General features: G+C 70.6%; 16 protein-coding genes. 3 read left to right on the top strand and 13 right to left on the bottom strand.

The genetic code is table 11. From position 1 onward, the window contains the following. Positions 1-116 precede the first annotated feature (116 nt). The 9 genes from AB0O19_RS06175 to arc form a co-directional block, all read right to left on the bottom strand. Positions 117-500: an FKBP-type peptidyl-prolyl cis-trans isomerase gene (locus AB0O19_RS06175; RefSeq protein WP_363583892.1), complete on the bottom strand. Its 384-nt coding sequence runs from the start codon at positions 498-500 to the stop codon at positions 117-119. A 163-nt stretch (positions 501-663) separates the two neighbouring features. Next, positions 664-1,974 (bottom strand): FKBP-type peptidyl-prolyl cis-trans isomerase, encoded by a 1,311-nt coding sequence (locus tag AB0O19_RS06170; protein ID WP_363618120.1) that lies wholly within the window; start codon positions 1,972-1,974, stop codon positions 664-666. Positions 1,975-2,220: 246 nt separating this feature from the next. Continuing rightward, on the bottom strand, positions 2,221-3,207 hold the full coding sequence (locus tag AB0O19_RS06165; protein ID WP_363618118.1) for an FKBP-type peptidyl-prolyl cis-trans isomerase: 987 nt from the start codon (positions 3,205-3,207) through the stop codon (positions 2,221-2,223). Between the two features lie 136 nt (positions 3,208-3,343). Then, positions 3,344-4,705, bottom strand: a complete 1,362-nt coding sequence (gene pafA, locus AB0O19_RS06160) for a Pup--protein ligase (protein WP_363618116.1) — start codon at positions 4,703-4,705, stop codon at positions 3,344-3,346. Between the two features lie 121 nt (positions 4,706-4,826). Then, a complete protein-coding gene (gene prcA / locus AB0O19_RS06155; RefSeq protein WP_363583900.1) occupies positions 4,827-5,582 on the bottom strand; it encodes a proteasome subunit alpha in 756 nt (251 codons plus the stop codon). A 31-nt stretch (positions 5,583-5,613) separates the two neighbouring features. After that, positions 5,614-6,456, bottom strand: a complete 843-nt coding sequence (gene prcB, locus AB0O19_RS06150) for a proteasome subunit beta (RefSeq protein ID WP_363583902.1) — start codon at positions 6,454-6,456, stop codon at positions 5,614-5,616. 163 nt (positions 6,457-6,619) lie between these two features. Beyond that, on the bottom strand, positions 6,620-6,838 hold the full coding sequence (locus AB0O19_RS06145) for a ubiquitin-like protein Pup (protein ID WP_031069167.1): 219 nt from the start codon (positions 6,836-6,838) through the stop codon (positions 6,620-6,622). A gap of 174 nt (positions 6,839-7,012) precedes the next feature. Further along, positions 7,013-8,524 (bottom strand): depupylase/deamidase Dop, encoded by a 1,512-nt coding sequence (gene dop / locus AB0O19_RS06140; protein ID WP_208869055.1) that lies wholly within the window; start codon positions 8,522-8,524, stop codon positions 7,013-7,015. Positions 8,525-8,754: 230 nt separating this feature from the next. Then, the gene (gene arc, locus AB0O19_RS06135; RefSeq protein ID WP_363583904.1) at positions 8,755-10,521 is read right to left on the bottom strand and encodes a proteasome ATPase; all 1,767 of its coding nucleotides are present in this window, start codon (positions 10,519-10,521) and stop codon (positions 8,755-8,757) included. A gap of 283 nt (positions 10,522-10,804) precedes the next feature. Here arc and AB0O19_RS06130 point away from each other — a divergent pair, with 283 nt between their 5' ends. Continuing rightward, positions 10,805-11,110, top strand: coding sequence for a ferredoxin (locus AB0O19_RS06130; protein WP_363583906.1), 306 nt, complete (start codon positions 10,805-10,807; stop codon positions 11,108-11,110). A gap of 13 nt (positions 11,111-11,123) precedes the next feature. Here the strand turns inward: AB0O19_RS06130 and AB0O19_RS06125 are convergent, their stop codons facing one another. The 3 genes from AB0O19_RS06125 to AB0O19_RS06115 all read right to left on the bottom strand — a co-directional run bounded on the left by AB0O19_RS06125 (position 11,124) and on the right by AB0O19_RS06115 (position 14,080). Then, positions 11,124-11,729: a hypothetical protein gene (locus AB0O19_RS06125; protein WP_363618114.1), complete on the bottom strand. Its 606-nt coding sequence runs from the start codon at positions 11,727-11,729 to the stop codon at positions 11,124-11,126. A 125-nt stretch (positions 11,730-11,854) separates the two neighbouring features. Beyond that, positions 11,855-12,814: a tRNA (adenine-N1)-methyltransferase gene (locus AB0O19_RS06120; protein WP_350877994.1), complete on the bottom strand. Its 960-nt coding sequence runs from the start codon at positions 12,812-12,814 to the stop codon at positions 11,855-11,857. A gap of 45 nt (positions 12,815-12,859) precedes the next feature. Then, a complete protein-coding gene (locus tag AB0O19_RS06115; RefSeq protein ID WP_363618112.1) occupies positions 12,860-14,080 on the bottom strand; it encodes a site-2 protease family protein in 1,221 nt (406 codons plus the stop codon). A 168-nt stretch (positions 14,081-14,248) separates the two neighbouring features. On the opposite strand from AB0O19_RS06115, the gene AB0O19_RS06110 reads away from it, so the two are divergent. Further along, positions 14,249-15,157 carry a RecB family exonuclease gene (locus AB0O19_RS06110; protein WP_063346918.1) on the top strand — a complete coding sequence of 303 codons (909 nt, stop codon included), beginning with the start codon at positions 14,249-14,251 and terminating at the stop codon, positions 15,155-15,157. Then, complete coding sequence (locus AB0O19_RS06105; protein WP_063346919.1) at positions 15,157-15,828, top strand: response regulator transcription factor; 672 nt, start codon at positions 15,157-15,159, stop codon at positions 15,826-15,828. Before AB0O19_RS06110 ends, AB0O19_RS06105 begins: the two co-directional genes overlap by 1 nt. 88 nt (positions 15,829-15,916) lie before the next feature. On the opposite strand, the gene AB0O19_RS06100 is transcribed toward AB0O19_RS06105, so the two are convergent. Next, a complete protein-coding gene (locus tag AB0O19_RS06100; protein WP_363618110.1) occupies positions 15,917-17,536 on the bottom strand; it encodes an ABC transporter substrate-binding protein in 1,620 nt (539 codons plus the stop codon). Positions 17,537-17,575: the final 39 nt, after the last annotated feature.

Below are 17,575 nucleotides of genomic sequence, written 5' to 3'. Positions count from 1 at the left end.
CGATCACCACCCGGCGGGACCGACCGTACCGGTAGCGGTACGCACGGCAAAAGCGGCCTCCCGAAACGCCCGTGGGCCGGGCCCCCGGAGGGGTCCGGCCCACGGCCGCGGCAGGCTCAGACGCCCAGCAGGTCGACCACGAAGATCAGGGTCGAGCCCGCCGGGATCAGCGGGGTCGGCGACTGGTTGCCGTACGCCAGGTGCGACGGGATGGTCAGCTCGCGGCGACCGCCGACCTTCATGCCGACGACGCCCTGGTCCCAGCCCTTGATGACGCGGCCGCCGCCCAGCGGGAAGCGGAACTCGTTCGGGGTCCGGTTCCAGCTCGCATCGAACTCCTCGCCGGTCTCGAAGGTCACGCCGACGTAGCGGACCTTGACGTTGTGGCCCGGCTTGGCCTCCTCGCCGTCACCGACGACGATGTCGCGGATCTGCAGGTCCGCCGGGGCGTCGCCGATCGGGAAGTCGATCTCGGGCTTCTCGTTGAGGTTGACGCTCACAGTCCCTCTTCTCACGTTTCGCATTGCAGTCACGACCAAGCGGCGGGCGCCCGCACCCCCGGTCCGTTCCCGGACCACGGTACGGGCGCCCACCGCCCGGGGTGGTCCGGCCACGCGGCCGGACCTGAAGGTCACACGCACACCATTGTCACCCGAAAGTGGATCAGCCCTGACCGGCGTCCAGGATGTCCACCACGAAGACCAGCGGCGCGCCCGGCGGGATGTCGCCCTGGCCCTTGTCGCCGTAGGCCAGCGCGGCCGGGATCACCAGCTCCACCCGGCTGCCGACGGTCTGGCCCACCAGCCCCTGGTCCCAGCCCTGGATGACCTGGCCACCGCCGACCGGGAAGGAGAACGCCTGGCCCTTGCTGAGCGAGGAGTCGAACATCTTGCCGTCCTTGAACAGCGCGCCGGTGTACTGGACGACGACCTTCTCGCCCTTCTCCACCGCCGGCCCGGTGCCCTTGATCAGGACGTGCGACTTCAGCTCGGTCGGGTCCTTCGCGCCGGCCACCGGGGTGATCTCGGCCGGCTTCTTGCCGTTGTCCTTGACCTGCGGGAAGTCCGCGGGCGGCGGCGTGACGGTGCCGCTCACCACGGCGTCGGGCGCGTTGGCGTTGCGGATGTCGATCACGAAGATCAGGTCGTCCTTCGCCCCGATCGACATGTCGGCCTTGCCCTGGGAGCCGAACGCGGCGGCCGGCGGGGCCACCACGAGGACCCGGCTGCCGGCCTTCTTCCCGACCACGGCCTGGTCCAGCGCCGGGATCAGCGCGTCGGTGCCGGCCTGGAAGATCTGCGGCTTGCCGTTGTTGTCGTACGAGCTCGGGATGTCCTTGCCGGTGGTCCAGTCCTTGGCGGTGTAGTCCACCGAGGTCCAGGAGTTCTTGTCCACCTTGGGGCCGGTGCCCTCGGTCAGCACCTTCACCACGAAGGAGCCGTCGGAGGCCTCGCCCGGCACCTGGATCTCGGCCTTCTTGCCGAAGTCACCGGTGACGGTGGGCAGCACCTTGGCGCTGTCCTTGATCGGCGGCACCGGGTCGGCGGTCGGCGTGGGCGGCGCGCTCTTGGCGGCGTCCGGCTTGGCGGCGGTGTCCGACTTGCCGTCCTTGTTCACCAGGTACAGCGTCACGGCGCTGCCGGCCAGCAGCACGGCCAGCACCGTGCCGAGGATCACGCCCAGCCGGCCCACCCCGGGCGGGTTCTCGTCGTACCCGGCCTCCGAGGTGTCGCCCCGACGCACGGTGGAGGCGAAGATCTGCGGGGTGTCGTCCGTCTTGGTCCCGCCCGAGGCGCGCGGCTGCTCTCCGGGCTGGGCCCAGCCGGCCTGCTGCTTCAGGATCGACGGCGGGACGACGATCGACTCGCCGTCCCCCGGGAGCGGGCCGCCGGGACGCGAGGCGGTCGGGTCACCCGCAGAGCTGTCGTTCGCCGCGGTGCCGGCCCCGCCCGGGCTCGGCGTCTTCTCAGTCATGACTCCCCATCCATCTCGCCACGAGGTCTTCCAGGTCTGCGACCGGCGTGCTGACTGCCGGTCTGCCGTCGCACCGTCCGCCCCGGACCTCGACGCCGGGCGGCGCCTGCCACAGTGCGAGGGCAGTATGACAGCTCAGGATGAGGGCGGACGCTTCGTTGTACGAGCGTCCGCCCAAGCGTACGGAATCCCAGGGGGGACTTCCTAGAGCGTGTCCGCCCTAAACCGCTTCCCTGAGCCGCTTCCCTAAACCGCTTCCAGAACGTCGATCACGAAGACCAGCGTCGAGTTGGGCGGCACCGAGCCCTGCGCCTGGTCCTTGTAGCCGAGCCCGGGCGGCACCACGAGCAGGATCCGGCTGCCGACGGTCTGGCCGACCAGCGCCTTGTCCCAGCCCTCGATCACGCTGCCGGTGCCGATCTGCACCGCCTGCGCGCCCCCGTGCGTCCAGGAGGAGTCGAACTGCTGGCCGTTGTTCCAGAGCACCCCGGTGTACTGCACCACCAGGGTCTGCCCGCTCTTGACCTGCTTGCCCTCGCCCTTGATCAGCACCGCCTGCTCCAGGTCGGTGGGCGCGGCCTGCCCGGTCGGCACGGTGATCGTCACCGGGGCCTTGCCGTTGTCCTTGACCTGCGGCATCGTCGCCGGCGGCGGGGTCATGGCGCCGGTCAGCGTGGAGTCCTGCGGCAGGCTCTCCATGATGTCCAGGACGAACACCACGGTGTCGCCCTTGTTGACGCCGAGCTGGGTGCTGCCCTGCTCGCCGAAGGCCGCCGCCGGCGGGGCGACCACCAGCAGCCGGCTGCCGACCTTCTTGCCGATCACGCTCTGGTCCAGCGCCGGCACGAGCTGTCCGCTGCCGGCCTGGTAGAGCTGCGGCTTCCCGCTCGGGTCGTACGAGCTGGGCAGGTCCTTGCCGGTGGTCCAGTCCTTCGCCGTGTAGTTGACCGTCACCCAGTCGCCCTTGTTGACCGTCGACCGCTCGCCCTCGCTGACGGTGTTCACCACGAACTGGCCGCCGGGCTGGCCCTCCGGGAGGGTGATGGTGGCCTTGCTGCCGAAACCGCCCTCCGAGAGCGTGGGCATCGGCGACGCCTCGCCGACCGGTGCGGGCACCGTCGGAGGCGCGCTCGCCGCGGACGGAGTCGCCGGGCCGGCCGCCTTGGGCGAACTGCCGCAGGCGACCGCCAGCAGCAGGGGCAGGGTGAGTAGCAAACCGGCGGTGCGGCGCACGGTGGTCCTAACTGTCGATCGAGGTCGGCTCTCCTGACTTCGACGGACAGCGTATGCCCGGACGGCGTCCGGCCCCGGTAGACACCACCGGGGCCGGACACCGCCTTGATCACGAACCTGGGATCCCCCGCGGGGCTCACATCCCGGCGATCAGCTTCTCCACCCGCTCGTCCACCGAGCGGAACGGGTCCTTGCAGAGCACCGTGCGCTGCGCCTGGTCGTTCAGCTTCAGGTGCACCCAGTCCACCGTGAAGTCCCGGCGCTGCTCCTGCGCCCGGCGGATGAAGTCCCCGCGCAGCCGGGCCCGGGTGGTCTGCGGCGGGATGGACTTGGCCTCGAAGGTCTTGAGGTCGGTGGTCACCCGCTTCGCCTGGCCCTTGCCCTGGAGCAGGTAGAACAGGCCGCGCCGGCGGTGGATGTCGTGGTACGCCAGGTCGATCTGGGCCACCCGCGGGTTGGACATGCTCATCTGGTGCTTCTCGCGGTAGCGCTCGATGAGCTTGTACTTCATGATCCAGTCGATCTCGGTGGCCACCTCGTCCAGGTTCTCGGTGCGGACGGCCTCCAGGGTCCGGCCCCACAGTTCGAGCACCCGGCCGATGGTGCCGGTGTTGATGCCCTTGCGGTCGGCGAACTCCAGCGCCTTGGTGTAGTACTCCTCCTGGATGTCCAGCGCGCTGGCCTCGCGCCCGTTGGCGAGCCGCACCTGGTGGGTGCCGGTGAGGTCGTGGCTGACCTCGCGGATCGCCCGGATCGGGTTCTCCAGGGTGAGGTCGCGCATCACCACGCCGGCCTCGATCAGCCGCAGCACCAGGTCGGTGGCGCCGACCTTGAGCAGCGTCGTGGTCTCCGACATGTTGGAGTCGCCGACGATCACGTGCAGCCGGCGGTAGCGCTCGGCGTCCGCGTGCGGCTCGTCGCGGGTGTTGATGATCGGGCGGGAGCGGGTGGTGGCGGAGCTGACGCCCTCCCAGATGTGCTCGGCGCGCTGGCTGACGCAGTAGACCGCGCCGCGCGGGGTCTGCAGTACCTTGCCGGCGCCGCAGATCAGCTGGCGGGTCACCAGGAAGGGGATCAGCACGTCGGCCAGCCGGGAGAACTCGCCGTGCCGGGCCACCAGGTAGTTCTCGTGGCAGCCGTAGGAGTTGCCGGCCGAGTCGGTGTTGTTCTTGAACAGGTAGACGTCCCCCGCGATGCCCTCCTCGTGCAGCCGCCGCTCGGCGTCGACCAGGAGCCCTTCGAGGATCCGCTCGCCCGCCTTGTCGTGCGTCACCAGCTCGACCACGTCGTCGCACTCGGGGGTGGCGTACTCGGGGTGGGAACCGACGTCGAGGTACAGCCGGGCGCCGTTGCGCAGGAAGACGTTGCTGCTGCGGCCCCAGGAGACGACCCGGCGGAACAAGTACCGCGCCACCTCGTCCGGCGACAGCCTGCGCTGCCCGCGGAACGTGCAGGTCACGCCGTACTCGTTCTCCAGCCCGAAAATCCGGCGGTCCATGAGCACTCCATTCTGTGTCGGAGCTGTCCGAAACCGCCTCCACGACGACTGGGCCGCCGCAGGGGCACCGGAGTCCCGTACGGCCTCCGTCCGGCCGCCGTACGGGACTCCGCAGGCACTGCTACTCCGGCGCGGTGTCCGCCGGGTCGTCCTCGTCGTCCGACTCGGCGGACTGGTCGCCGTCGAGCAGCCGGGCGAGCTGGTTGCCCAGGATGCGCTTGAACTTGCGCTGCTGGAACCGCTGGCGGTCGAGGACGGCCACCTCCAGCTGCTCCGGGGTGAGGGCGCGCGGGCTGCCGCCGTTGGGGTCGCGGGCGAGCGAGTCCACGGCGGCCCGGACCACCTCGGTGAGGCTCATCCCGGCCCGGTGGCGCTGGCCCAGGTAGTTGCCGATCGAGTCGGCGTTGCCGCCGACCACGACGTAGTTCTTCTCGTCGACGATCGAGCCGTCCGGGGTGAGGCGGTAGATCTGGTCCTCGTCCGCGGTGCGGCCGACCTCGGCCACGATCAGCTCGACCTCGTAGGGCTTCTCGCCGACCGAGGAGAAGATGGTGCCGAGCGTCTGGGCGTAGACGTTGGCCAGGCCCCGGGCGGTGACGTCGGCCCGGTCGTAGGAGTAGCCGCGCAGGTCGGCGTAGCGGACGCCGCCGATGCGCAGGTTCTCGAACTCGTTGTAGCGGCCGACCGCCGCGAAGGCGATCTTGTCGTAGATCTCGGAGACCTTGTGAAGCGCTCTGGAGGTGTTCTCCGCGACGAAGACGATGCCGTCGGCGTAGGTGAGCACGACCACGCTGCGGCCGCGCGCGATGCCCTTGCGGGCGTACTCCGCGCGGTCCGCCATGGCCTGCTGGGGCGAGACGTAGAACGGTGTCGACACCGGCGGTCGTCCCTTTCCTGAGAGGTGATGGCTAGAGCAGCGGGGCCTGCGGGCCGTTGGGGTGCGAGCGGCGCTCGTCGGTGATCGCGACCGCGATCTCGGTGACCTCCGCGTCGGTGAGCCGGCGGAAGCCGTCCTCGGTGATCAGCGAGACGATCGGGAAGATCTTGCGGGCGAGGTCGGGGCCGCCGGTGGCGGAGTCGTCGTCGGCCGCGTCGTACAGCGCCTGGACGACGAGCATGGCGGCCTGGTCGGCCGTCAGGCCGTCGCGGTAGAGCTTCTTCATCGAGCCGCGGGCGAAGACCGAACCCGAGCCGGTGGCGGCGAAGCCGCGCTCCTCGGAACGCCCGCCGGTGACGTCGTAGTTGAAGATCCGGCCGCGGCCGAGGTCCAGGTCGTAGCCGGCGAACAGCGGGACGACCGCCAGGCCCTGCATCGCCATGCCCAGGTTGCCCCGGATCATCGCGGTGAGCCGGTTGGCCTTGCCCTCCAGCGAGAGCACCGCGCCCTCGATCTTCTCGTAGTGCTCCAGCTCCAGTTGGAACAGCCGGACCATCTCGATGGCGAGGCCTGCGGTGCCGGCGATGCCGACCGCGCTGTACTCGTCGGCCGGGAACACCTTCTCCATGTCGCGCTGGGCGATCACGTTGCCCATCGTCGCCCGGCGGTCACCGGCGATCACCACGCCGCCGTCGAACACCGCGGCCACGATGGTGGTCCCGTGCGGGGCGTCGACCACGGCCCCCGCGGGGAGCCCGCGGTGGCCGGGGATCAGCTCCGGCCGGTGCTCGGCGAGGAAGTCCACGAAGGAGGAGGACCCCGGGGTCAGGAAGGCAGCCGGTAGACGCCCGGTGCCACGAGTGTTGGCTTCCACACGATTCCTTCCAGGTAGCTTGAAGCTCGCGCTGCCCGCACCCTACCCGCCCGACGATCACTGTCCACGCGCGCAGGGGGCCGGTGCCGGACGGCCGGGCGGCCCTCGCCGCCCGACCGCCCTCGACGGTCACGACCGTGAATTCCCGAATACCGGGGACGGGCTATTGCCCGCCCTTCTGCACGAATCCACGGACGAAATCTTCCGCATTCGACTCCAGGACCTCGTCGATTTCGTCCAGCACCGCGTCGACGTCGTCGCTCAGCTTTTCCTGGCGTTCCTTGAGGTCGTCGGAATTCTGGGTTTCCGCGGCCTGCTCCTCGACCTCCTCGGAGGAGCGGTTCGCCCGCTGCTGGCCGCCGCCGGTGTCCTTGCTCGCCATTTCCCTCACCCCGCTCGATTCTTCTGGCACGGTTTGGTCGTTGCTTGCTGCACCGACCCTATACACAAGGTGCGACTGCCGCTCCCGGTTTGCCGGTGGCGCTTCCTGTCCAACACCCGCTGCCACCCCGGATGATTCCCATTCGGCGGACGTTCACCCATGGTGATCGAAAAGTTACCCGCCGGAGAGGACCCGTAGCAGGTCCTCCGCGGTGCGACAGCGGTCCAGCAGCTCCTTGACGTGGTTGCGGGTGCCCCGCAGCGGCTCCAGCGTGGGCACCCGCTGCAACGAGTCCCGGCCCGGCAGGTCGAAGATCACCGAGTCCCAGGAGGCCGCGGCGACGTGGTCGGCGTACTGCTCCAGGCAGCGCCCGCGGAAGTACGCCCGGGTGTCCTCCGGGGGCTTGGAGACGGCCCGCTCGACCTCCGCCTCGGTCACCAGCCGCTCGAACCGGCCGCGGGCCACCAGCCGGTTGTAGAGGCCCTTGTCGGGCCGTACGTCGCTGTACTGGAGGTCGACCAGGTGCAGCCGCGGGTTCTCCCACCCCAGGGCGTCCCGGCTGCGGTAGCCCTCCAGGATCTCCCGCTTGGCGATCCAGTCCAGTTGCCTGGAGAGCGACATCGGATCGCGCTCCAGCCGCCCGAGGACGTCCTCCCAGCGGGCCAGCACGTCCAGTGTCTGCTCGTCCGCGTCGGTGCCGAAGCGGTCCTCGACGTACTTGCGGGCCAGCTCGAAGTACTCCAGCTGGAGCTGGACGGCGGTGAGTTTGCGCCCGTTGCGCAGGGTGATCAGGTGCTTGAGCGTGGGGTCGTGGGAGACCCGGTGCAGGGTGCGCACCGGCTGGTCGACGGCGAGGTCGGAGGCGATGAAGGAGTCCTCGATCATCGACAGGACCAGTGAGGTGGTGCCCAGCTTGAGGTAGGTGGAGATCTCGGAGAGGTTGGCGTCCCCGATGATCACGTGCAGCCGGCGGTACTTCTCCGCGTCGGCGTGCGGTTCGTCCCGGGTGTTGATGATCGGGCGCTTGAGCGTGGTCTCCAGGCCTACCTCGACCTCGAAGTAGTCGGCCCGCTGGCTGATCTGGAAGCCGTGCGTCGAGCCGTCCTGGCCGATGCCGACCCGGCCGGCACCGGTGACCACCTGGCGGGAGACGAAGAACGGGGTGAGGTGGCGGACGATGTCGGCGAACGGCGTCGCCCGCTTCATCAGGTAGTTCTCGTGGGTGCCGTAGGAGGCGCCCTTGTTGTCGGTGTTGTTCTTGTACAGGTGGATGTTCTGCCCGTTGGGCAGTTCCAGCGCGCGCTGCGCGGCGGCGGCCATGATCCGCTCGCCGGCCTTGTCCCAGAGCACGGCGTCGCGCGGGTTGGTGACCTCGGGCGAGCTGTACTCGGGGTGCGCGTGGTCCACGTAGAACCGGGCCCCGTTGGTGAGGATGACGTTGGCCAGGCCGATGTCCTCGTCGGTCAGCTGGCTGGCGTCCGCCACCTCGCGCGCCAGGTCGAAGCCCCGGGCGTCACGCAGCGGGTTCTCCTCCTCGAAGTCCCAGCGGGCCCGCCGCGCCCGGTGCATCGCCGCCGCGTACGCGTTGACGATCTGGGACGAGGTGAGCATGGCGTTGGCGTTGGGGTGCCCGGGCACGGAGATCCCGTACTCGGTCTCGATGCCCATCACGCGCCGTACGGTCATGCGGCCCTCCTTGCCCGGTGCGCCGCCCCCCACGGGCGGAGCACGCCGACGTACCGCTGAACAACACCGGCGCCGGCGTTCTGCCCGCGATCGGTGGGTCGAGCCTAGAACCCGGCGCCGACGGGCGGACCCCGAGACGCGCCGTCCGGCTGCGGGGCCGCGAGGCGCCACAGCCGGACGGGGTGCGTGCTGTTCCGGGGACCGCCGGGCGGCCCGGTCTCACCGCGTGCTTACAGGTACTGCCCCGTGTTGGCGACAGTGTCGATCGAGCGGCCGGACTCGGCGCCCTGCTTGCCGGTGACCAGCGTGCGGATGAAGACGATCCGCTCGCCCTTCTTGCCGGAGATGCGGGCCCAGTCGTCCGGGTTGGTGGTGTTCGGCAGGTCCTCGTTCTCCTTGAACTCGTCCACGCAGGCGGCGAGCAGGTGGGAGACGCGCAGACCGCGCTGACCGTGGTCGAGGAAGTCCTTGATGGCCATCTTCTTCGCGCGGTCGACGATGTTCTGGATCATGGCGCCGGAGTTGAAGTCCTTGAAGTACAGGACCTCCTTGTCACCGTTGGCGTAGGTGACCTCCAGGAAGCGGTTCTCCTCGGTCTCGGAGTACATCCGCTCCACGACCGACTGGATCATCGCGGCCACCGTGGTGCCCAGGGAGCCGTCGTGCTCCTTGAGGTCGTCCGGGTGGAACGGCAGCGACTCCTTGAGGTACTTGGAGAAGATGTCCTTCGCGGCCTCGGCGTCCGGGCGCTCGATCTTGATCTTGACGTCCAGGCGGCCGGGCCGCAGGATCGCCGGGTCGATCATGTCCTCGCGGTTCGAGGCGCCGATGACGATGACGTTCTCCAGGCCCTCCACACCGTCGATCTCGGCGAGCAGCTGCGGGACGATGGTGTTCTCCACGTCCGAGCTGACGCCGGAACCGCGGGTGCGGAACAGCGACTCCATCTCGTCGAAGAAGACGATGACGGGCGTGCCCTCGCTCGCCTTCTCCCGGGCCCGCTGGAAGACCAGGCGGATCTGCCGCTCGGTCTCGCCCACGTACTTGTTGAGCAGTTCGGGGCCCTTGATGTTGAGGAAGTAGCTCTTCCCCTGGGGGCGTCCGGTGACCTCGGCGACCTTCTTGGCCAGCGAGTTGGCGACCGCCTTGGCGATCAGCGTCTTGCCGCAGCCGGGCGGGCCGTAGAGCAGCACGCCCTTGGGCGGGCGCAGCTCGTACTCCTTGAAGAGGTCGGCGTGCAGGTAGGGCAGCTCGACCGCGTCCCGGATCAGCTCGATCTGGTTGCTCAGTCCGCCGATCTGGCGGTAGTCGATGTCCGGGACCTCTTCGAGGACCAGCTCCTCGACCTCGGACTTCGGCACGACCTCGTACACGTAGCCGGAGCGGGGCTCCAGCAGCAGGGCGTCCCCCGCCCGGACGGTGAGCTCGCGCAGCGGTTCGGCGAGGCGCACCACCCGCTCCTCGTCGGTGTGGCCGACGACCAGGGCGCGTTCGCCGTCCTCGAGGATCTCCTTGAGGGTGACGATCTCGCCGATGCGCTCGAAGGCCATCGCGTCCACGATGTTGAGGGCCTCGTTGAGCATCACTTCCTGGCCGCGCCGCAGTTCGTCGAGGGCGACGTTGGGGCTGACGTTCACGCGGAGCTTGCGCCCCCCGGTGAAGATGTCGGCGGTGCCGTCCTCGTTGGCCTCGAGGAAGGTGCCGAACCCGGCCGGGGGCTGTGCCAGCCGGTCCACTTCCTCCTTGAGGGCCACGATCTGGTCGCGGGCCTCTCGCAGGGTGGAGGCGAGCCGTTCGTTCTGGGCGGACACTCCGGCCAGGTTGGTCTGGAGCTCGACGATCCGCTCTTCGAGGATCCTCGAATTGCGCGGCGAGTCGGCGAGCTTGCGGCGCAGCACAGCGATTTCCTGCTCAAGGAACGAGACCTGAGCGGCCTCGTCGGAACCACGAGCGGGCCTGCCGGTGCTGCGGTTGTAGTCGTCATCGTGGGCTGCCACGGTCCTCACCTCCTCCGGGGAGCTGGACGCTTCCAGACCCTACCTGGGACCAGGGGTCCGTAAACCCCTAGATCAAGAAAGATGGAACGGGCGTGTCCGATCTTCGCCCCAGCGTGCTTCCCCTCTGCTAAGGGGATACCCACCGCTCACCACCCAAAGCGGGCCAGATGTATCGTCGAGCGAAGTGATATCCGATCGCGACCGGGCGCCTGGGTCCGATCGTTGTACGAATGGCGGGATTGCCCCGGAAAAGGGCGACCCGGGACAGAAACGGCAGGGGACCATGTCGGTAACCGAGCAGACGGCCGCGGCGGCCGAACAGCTGGAGGTGTGGATCGACCAGGATCTGTGCACCGGCGACGGCATCTGCGTGCAGTACGCACCCGAGGTCTTCGAGCTGGACATCGACGGCCTCGCCTACGTGAAGGGGCCGGACGACGAGCTGCGCCAGCAGCCCGGGGAGACCGCCCCGGTGCCGCTGACGATCCTTCAGGACGTGGTGGACTCGGCGAAGGAGTGCCCCGGCGACTGCATCCACGTGCGCCGGGTCACCGACCGGGTCGAGGTGTACGGGCCGGACGCGGACTGACGCGTCCTCCCCCTCAGGTCTGGCTGACCGGGGCGGCGGTCTGGGAGCGTTCCCAGCCGCCGCCCTTGCGCATCCAGGTGAGGTCGAGTGAGATGTCGGGACGGAAGCGCGGCACCTCGTCGCTCGAATACCCCTGCGCGTGGCCGGTGATGGCGCCGTCGGAGCGCAGTGCGAGCCGGCCGAGGGTGAGGTTCTCGCGCTCGGAGAGGAGCGTGGCCAGCACCACCGGGCGGTCGCCGGGGCCGAAACCGAGCAGGTAGACGGCGTCCGGCGGGGTGCCGTTCTCGGCCGCGCAGTGCGCGGCGACGACCGTGCCGGGCCGTCCGTCGCCCAGGTCGGCCGGCATGCTGATGGCCGTCGCGACCGGGAACGGGCCGCAGTCGAGCGGAAGTTGGGCCTTGGCCGGGTCGGGGGCGGCACTCGCCCCGAGGGCCTTGGGAGTGCCGTGGACGGGCACCGGGGTGCCGGTGGCGGGGCCGGCGGCGAGGGCCGCGGCCACCACCGCGCCGCAGCCGGCCAGGGCCAGGGCCCAGTGCCAGGGGGCGGTGCGCACGTGCCCGGGCCCGGTGCGGCCCCGCGGTGTCTGCTGTCCAGCCGTCGTCCCGACCGCGGTCTCCACCAGGCGTCCCCTCCAGTGCTCCCAGGAGCTGGTCTGCGTGCGCGAGCATCGTCCCACACGCCGGCGGCCGGAATGCCGAGGGGTGGCACGAGCAGGCTCGTACCACCCCTGGGAAGCGATTCCGGTCAGCCCAGGTCGGGCTGCTCGGTCTCGACGGCGCGGGCGGCGGCACGGGCCGCGGCGCGCTCCTGGAGGCTCGGCTCCGAGCCCCCGTTGTCGTAGTCCTCGCCGTACGCGCCCTTGGCCGGGCGGCGGCGGCGCAGCGGCGGCTCGACGCCGTCGGCGAGGCGGCGGGCGGTGAGCAGGAAGCCGGTGTGGCCGATCATCCGGTGGTCCGGGCGGACGGCCAGGCCCTCCAGGTGCCAGGTGCGGACCATGGTCTCCCAGGCCTGCGGCTCGGTGAAGGTGCCGTGGTCGCGCAGTGCCTCGACGGTCTTGGACATCTGCGTGGTGGTCGCCACGTAGCAGCAGATCAGGCCGCCGGGGACGAGCGCCTTGGAGGCGACGTCCAGGCACTCCCAGGGGGCGAGCATGTCGAGGATGACGCGGTCGACGTCGGCCTCGACCAGGTTGTCCTGGAGGTCGCCGACGGTGAGCTTCCACGCCGGGTGCGGCCCGCCGAAGTAGCGCTCGACGTTGCCCTTGGCGATGTCGGCGAAGTCCTGCCGGCGCTCGTACGAGGCCAGCATGCCGGTGTCGCCGACGGCGCGCAGCAGGTAGGTGGAGAGCGCGCCCGAGCCGACACCGGCCTCGACGACGCGGGCGCCGGCGAAGATGTCGGCCATGGCCAGGATCTGCCCCGCGTCCTTGGGGTAGATCACGGCGGCGCCGCGCGGCATGGACAGGACGTAGTCGGGGAGCAGGGGGCGCAGCGCGAGGTACGGGACGTTCCCCGTGGTGCGCACGACCGTGCCCTCGGGGGCGCCGATCAGCTCGTCGTGCGGGAACGCACCCTTGTGGGTGTGGAACTGGTTCCCGGCCTGGAGCGTGAACGTGTAGTGGCGGCCCTTGGGGTCGGTCAGCTGGACCTGGTCCCCGACCTGGAAGGGCCCGCGTCGGCGGGTGGCACCGGTCGGTTCGGACATGCGGTCAATCCTAAGGGAAGCGGACGGTCCGCCCGACCAGGGTGATCACCGGCCGGCGACGGCGGCGGTGAGGCGCTGCTCGATGTCGGTGAGCGCGGCGACGCCGAACACCCGGCCGTCCGCCTCGACCACCAGGTACTCCCCGGCCGGGGTGGCCTGGACGGCGCGCAGCAGGTCCTCGCCGCCGAGGTCGGCGTCCAGCCGCAGGCCGGGTTCGAGGTCGCGGGCGAGCGGGCCGACGGCGACCCACGGGCGGCGGTGCTCGGGCACCGCGCGGACGGCGGACTCGCGGACGATGCCGATCGGGTCGCCCCGGCCGTCCACCACCACGACCGCGCCGGCCTGGGCCTCGCGGGCCCGGCGCAGCGCCTCGCCGAGCGGGGTGTCGGCGGTGACCTCGACGGTCCGGCGGGCGAGCTCGCGCAACCGCAGGCCGGGCAGCACCTCCTTGAGCCGGGCGTTGCGCAGGCTTCCGGTGGCGCCGTTCCAGATGATCGCGGCGAGGACGGCGGCCAGCACCGCGTCCACCAGAGTGTCGGTCGTGGTGCGTTCGATCCCGCGGGCGGCGCTGAACAGCGGCAGGCCGACCAGCACCGCGACGGCCAGCGCCCGGCCGACCCAGGCGGCGGCGACCGTGCCGGTCATCGCCTTGCCGCTGATCGCCCAGACGACCGCGCGCAGCATCCGGCCGCCGTCCAGCGGCAGGCCGGGCAGCAGGTTGAACGCGGCGACCACCAGGTTGGAGACCATCAGCCCGGTGAGCAGCACCCCGGGCACCGTGGAGAGCTCCACGGCCTGCATCGCGAGGAAGAACACGCCACCGAGCACCAGCGAGAGCAGCGGGCCGACGAAGGCCAGCCAGAACTCGCGCCACGGGCTCTCGGCCTCGTTCTCGATCTCCGAGACGCCGCCGAAGAACTGGAGCTGGATCCGCCGTACACCGAGCCTGTAGCGAAGCGCGACCAGGGTGTGAGCGAGCTCGTGCACCAGGACGGAGGCGTAGAAGGCGACCGCGAAGAAGAACGCGAGCAGGTAGCGGGCGGCGCCGAGGTCCGGCAGGACGTCGCCGAGCTGGCCGCCGAACACCCAGGTGATCAGCGCGGCGATGACGAACCAGGAGGGGGTCACGTAGATGGGCACGCCGAAGGGGCGGCCCACCAGGAGGCCGCTGCCGCGCTCGGGCGGCCGGGGCGGTCGCCCTGCCGGGCGGCCGCCGTCGTCCTGCGGTGGCTGGTCGGAGGTCTGCTGCCCCCTGCTGTCGCTCACCGTGATCCCTTCGGTCGTCTGCCCCGTCGTGCCCCGGTGCGCCCACGCTACGTGATCGCGGCCCTCCGGTGGCGTGCGGCCCTCTGTCCGGCTTCATACCCACTGTGCCGCGCGGTGTGGCAGCACCGTGGCAGCGGGATGACAGCGAAGGGCAATAGGGTCGGAGGCATGCAGCAGACCGACACCACCAGCGCCGCCGGGGCCCCGGCGCGCCCGGCGGCGCCCCCGACCGGCCTGTCCCCGTCCCGGGCGGGGGACTTCCTGACCTGTCCCCTGCTGTACCGGCTGCGGGTGATCGACCGGCTGCCCGAGCCGCCGAGCGCGGCGGCGACCAGGGGCACGCTGGTGCACGCGGTGCTGGAGCGGCTCTTCGACAGCCCCGCGACCGAGCGGACGCCGGAGCGGGCGCTGGGCCTGCTGCGCCCGCAGTGGGAGCGGCTGCTGGGCGAGCGCCCGGAGCTGGGCTCGCTGTTCCCGGACGATCCGGACGGCGCGGCGCTCGCCCGCTGGCTGGCGGACGCCGAGAAGCTGGTCGGCCAGTGGTTCCGGCTGGAGGACCCGACCCGGCTGCACCCGGTGGAGCGCGAGCTGTACGTGGAGACGGCCCTGGAGTCGGGGCTGCTGCTGCGCGGCTACATCGACCGGGTGGACGTCGCCCCGAGCGGTGAGGTCCGGCTGGTGGACTACAAGACCGGCCGGGCGCCCTCGCGGGACTTCGAGGGCAAGGCGATGTTCCAGATGAAGTTCTACGCGCTCGTGGTGTGGCGCTGGAAGGGTGTCGTCCCCAAGCGGCTCCAGCTGGTCTACCTCGGCGGGGGCGGGGACGTGGTCAGCTACGACCCGGACGAGGCCGACCTGCTCGCGGTGGAGCGCAAGCTGCGGGCGCTCTGGGAGCGGATCACCCACGCGGTGGCCACCGGGGAGTTCCCGGCGACCCGCAACCGCCTCTGCGACTGGTGCGACCACCAGGCCAGTTGCCCGGAGTTCGGCGGCACTCCCCCGCCGTACCCGCTGCCGCTGTCGCGTACGTCTGACGAAGACGATCCCACGGGGGATCAGATGAGCAAGGAGTCCTAGTGACGATCCGAGTGCTGCTGGTCGACGACCAGCCGCTGCTGCGCACCGGTTTCCGGATGATCCTGGAGGCCGAGTCCGACCTGGTCGTGGTCGGCGAGGCCGGCGACGGTCAGCAGGCGCTGGACCAGGTGCGGGCGCTGCAGCCCGACGTGGTGCTGATGGACATCCGGATGCCCAGGATGGACGGCGTCGAGGCGACCCGCAGGATCGCCGGTCCCGGGCGGGACGGCCCGGCCAAGGTGCTGGTGCTGACCACCTTCGACCTGGACGAGTACGTGGTGGAGGCGCTGCGCGCGGGCGCCAGCGGCTTCCTGCTGAAGGACGTCCCGGCGGAGGAACTGGTGCAGGCGATCCGGGTGGTGGCGGACGGCGCGGCGATGCTGGCGCCGAGCATCACCCGCCGGCTGCTGGACATGTACGCCACCAAGCTGCCCTCGGGCGAGGAGGCGCCGCCGCAGGCGCTGAGCGCGCTGACCGAGCGCGAGCTGGAGGTGCTGAAGCTGGTGGCGCGCGGGCTCTCGAACGCGGAGATCGCGGCCGAACTGTTCGTCAGCGAGACCACCGTGAAGACGCACGTCGGCCATGTGCTGACCAAGCTCCAGCTGCGCGACCGGGTGCAGGCGGCGGTGTACGCGTACGAGAGCGGGCTGGTGCGCCCGGGCGCCCTGTAGACCCTGTAGCCGGCGGCCCGCCCGCCTTCCCCGTGCACCCTGGGGGAAGGCGGGCGGGCCGCCGTGTTGAGGGGTGTCGTCCGGTCGTCTACTTGCCGGCGCTGCGGCTGATCTCCCAGAAGCGGAACACGCCGGTGGTGTCGATGGTCGACTCGACGCCGATGATGTACGAACGCGACGCGAAGAAGCCCTTGTTCTGGTACAGCGGGATGAGCGGCGCGTTCTCGGCGACGATCTGCTGGATCTGGGCGTAGCCGGCCACCGCGGCGCTGCGGTCGGCCTGCTTGAGGCCGTCCGGCACCAGCTTCTGGCTGATCCTCGGGTCGTCCCAGCCGTGGTGGTAGGCGCCGCCGTCGATGAGCAGCGGGGCGATGTAGTTGTCCGGGTCCGGGTAGTCGGCGAACCAGCCGATGAGGTACGCCTGGTAGCGGCCCTCGGACCAGCCGGCCCGGTACTTGTCCCAGTCCGGCTCCGTCTGGACGGTCACCTGGAACAGGCCGCCGGCCTCCAACTGCTTCTTCAGGGTCTCGGGCTCGGCGCTGCCGGCCCGCGAGCGCGACCAGGTGAGGGTGAGCTTGACCGGGAGCTGGACCTTGGCGTCGGTGAGGATCTTCTTGGCCTTGCCGCTGTCCTGGTCGCCGTAACGGTCGAAGAAGGCCGTGGTGTGGCCGGTGACGCCGGCCGGGACCATCGCGTACAGCGGCTGGACGGTCCGGGCGAAGACGTCGCGGGCGAGCGACTTGCGGTCGAGCAGCTGGGCGGCGGCCTGGCGGACGGCGACGTTGCCGGCGACCGGGTCCTTGGTGTTGAAGACCAGCGAGCGGGTGTCGTTGCTGTCGCCCTCGACGACCTGGAGGTCGGTCTTGCCGCCCTGCTGGTCGGAGTGCATCTGGGCGGCGGTGTTCGGGTCCAGGCTGTTGTCGGTGAGGTCGACGTCGCCCTTGTCCAGCGCGGCCTTCAGGTCGGCGGGCTTGTCGAAGTACCGGATGGTGAACTTGCTGTTCCGGAGCTTGGCCTCGCCGCTGTACTTGTCGTTGGGCACCAGGACGACCTTGCCCAGCTGCTTGGCCGTGTCGCCGTTGCCGCCCATGACCTCGACCGTCTCGAAGCGGTACGGGCCGGAGCCGATCAGCTTGTCGTTGGGGACGACCTTGTCGGCCGGGTAGGCCTGGTGGTCGAGGATGGCGCCGGCCGGGCCGGCCAGCTTGGCCGGCAGGGTGGCGTCGGGCGTGGAGAGGTGGAAGATCACCTCGGTGTCGCCCTTGGCCTCGACGCTCCTGATCGAGGAGAGCAGGGGGGCCGCGCCGTTCTGGTCGTTGATCTTCTTGGTGCGCTCGATCGAGAACACCACGTCGGCGGCGGTCAGCGGGTGGCCGTTGGAGAACTTCAGGCCGGTCCGCATGGTGCAGTGGTACTGGGTGGCGTCGCCCGCGGTGAACTCGCAGGACTGCGCAGCGTCCGGGGAGGGGGCGCTGGAGGCCGCCGGGAAGGTGAGCAGCGACTGGAAGGTGTTGCGCAGCAGCAGCCAGGAGCCGGAGTCGTAGGCGGCGGCCGGGTCCAGCACGCCGGTGAGCTGCGTGGTGCCCATGACGATCGCCTTGCCGCCGTCCCCCTTGACGGCGTCGGTGACCGATCCGCAGCCTGCCGCCGTCACGGCGACAAGACCGGCGCAGCCGAGTGCTGCCAGGCGTTCAGCTGAAGTCTTCACGGGGCGCGTCCTTCTGGGTGCGGTCCGACCGGGGCCGGC

This window comes from Kitasatospora sp. NPDC091276, assembly GCF_040684355.1.
Taxonomy (GTDB): Bacteria; Actinomycetota; Actinomycetes; order Streptomycetales; family Streptomycetaceae; genus Kitasatospora.
This window is presented reverse-complemented; position numbering and strand designations above follow the sequence as displayed.